The 2,071-nt window shown below is 71.4% G+C and carries 2 protein-coding genes; both read left to right on the forward strand.

Going from position 1 to position 2,071, the window contains the following annotated elements:
- The first annotated feature begins 105 nt into the window (after positions 1-105).
- Positions 106-1,146: an FkbM family methyltransferase gene (locus VIB55_RS16055; protein ID WP_331877674.1), complete on the forward strand. Its 1,041-nt coding sequence runs from the start codon at positions 106-108 to the stop codon at positions 1,144-1,146.
- Positions 1,143-2,071 (forward strand): hypothetical protein (locus tag VIB55_RS16060; protein WP_331877675.1); only part of this gene is annotated, 929 nt, incomplete at its 3' end. The genes VIB55_RS16055 and VIB55_RS16060, both read left to right, overlap by 4 nt.

The raw sequence follows: 2,071 nt of genomic DNA on the forward strand, positions 1-2,071 counted from the left end.
GGAGGACCTCCGCGGCCACGGTCCCGGCGGCATCCGCCTTCCCGGCGTCATCCGGCCCGACCTGCGCTGGCGGGTGGAGCGGACCGCGCTTCCCGGGGGCGGGTCGTGAGCGGCGCCGCGCCCGCGGCCTTCGGCGGCGCCCCGCCGGTGCCGGGGCTTTCCGACGACCAGCGCCGCCGCATCCGCCTGGCCGCGCGGTGTCCCGAGGTGCCGGCCCTGCCCCGCGTTCCGGGCGCGGGCGAGGTGTTCGCGGAAGACGGAGTGCGCTGCCAGCGCATGCACAACGGCGTACGGGTGGTGGAAGACGGCTACTGCGGCCGGTGGATGACGGAGCTCATCCGCGAGCTGCGAGGCTACCACGAGCCGCAGGAGGAAGCCGTCTTCCACCAGCTGCTGCCCCGGGTGCGCCAGGGCGGCACCATGGTGGAGCTGGGCGGCTACTGGGGCTACTACTCGCTGTGGTTTCAGCGGGTGGTGGCCGATGCGCGCACCTACCTGGTGGAGCCCGATCCCGGGCACCTGCGGGTGGGGCGGCAGAACTTTGCCCTGAACGGCGCCGAGGGGCGGTTCACCGAGGCGGCGGTGGGGCGGGTGTCGGGCCCGCCGGCGCCCTTTCCGTGCGACAGCGACGGGCTGGTACGCCAGGTGCCCCGGGTGTCGCTCGACGACTTCCTGGCCCGCGAGGGGATCGAGTCGGTCGACGTCCTGCTGGCCGACATCCAGGGCTTCGAGCTGGAGATGCTGGAGGGCGCGTCGGGCGCGCTGGACCGCGGCGCCATCCGGTTCCTGGTCCTGTCCACGCACCACCACTCCATCTCGGGCGACCCGCTGACCCACCAGAAGTGCCTGCAGCTGCTGCAGGGGCGGGGCGCGCGGATCATCGCCGCCCACGGTGTGGCCGAGTCGTACACCGGCGACGGGCTGATCGTGGCGGCGCTACGCCCGGAGGACGCCTCGCTGCCCACCGTGGAAGTGAGCCACAACCGGGCGTCCGAAAGCCTCTTCCGCGAAGTGGAGTACGACCTGGCCGACGCCTGGGCGCAGATCGCCGAGCTGCGGCGGGTGGCGCAGTGGCCGCCGGTCCGGCTCGCGCGCGCCGTGCTTCGGCGCGCCCGGGGCCTTTCATATCAACGCAGCAGGCCATGAGATTACGATCGCTGCTGGGACGCGCGGCGCGGCCCGGGCGCGAATGGCTGTTCGACAACCGTCGCGTCGACACCCTTCGCCTGGAGGTGGCCGCGCTCGACGCGAAGCTCACGTTCATGCAGGAGGCGCTGGGCCGGATCGAGGCGCGCCAGAACGCGGCAGCCGGCTTCCGCTCGCTGCAGGAGAGCGAATTCAGGGTGTTCTCGCAATGGGGCGAGGACGGGATCATCCAGGCGCTGGTACGCGAGGTGCCGCTGCGGGAACGCGCATTCGTGGAGTTCGGCGTCGAGGACTACACCGAGGCGAACACCCGCTTCCTGCTCCTGAACTACGGGTGGCGCGGGCTGGTGATCGAGGCCGATGCCGATCACGTGGCCCGCATCCGCCAGAGCCGGGAGCACTGGCTGTACGACCTGCAGGTTGCGCACAGCTTCATCACCCGGGACAACATCAACGGAATCCTGCGCGACGCCGGGATGACGGGCGAAATCGGCCTCCTGTCGGTGGATATCGACGGCAACGATTACTGGGTCTGGGACGCGATCGACGTGGTTCAACCCACGATCGTGGTGGCGGAGTACAACTACCGCTTCGGCCCCCGGGCCACGGTGACCGTGCCGTACGCCGCGGACTTCAGCCGGTTCGAAGCCCACCCTTCGTGGATCTACTACGGTGCGTCGCTGGGCGCTCTCTGCCACCTGGCGGAGCGCAAGGGCTACGACTTCGTGGGATGCGGCCGGGCCGGGGTCAACGCGTTCTTCGTCCGCAAGGGGCACCGCCCCCCCTCCATTCCCGCGCTCTCGGCCGAGGAAGGCTTCGTCCCGGGCTCGTTCGCGGAGCCCAACGCCATGGGCCAGGGTCCCGCGCGCGCGCGCGCGGACGAGGAAATGGAGCGTATCTGGGGGCGGGGGCTGCCGCTGATCGA

This window comes from Longimicrobium sp. (assembly GCF_036554565.1).
Taxonomy (GTDB): Bacteria; Gemmatimonadota; Gemmatimonadetes; order Longimicrobiales; family Longimicrobiaceae; genus Longimicrobium.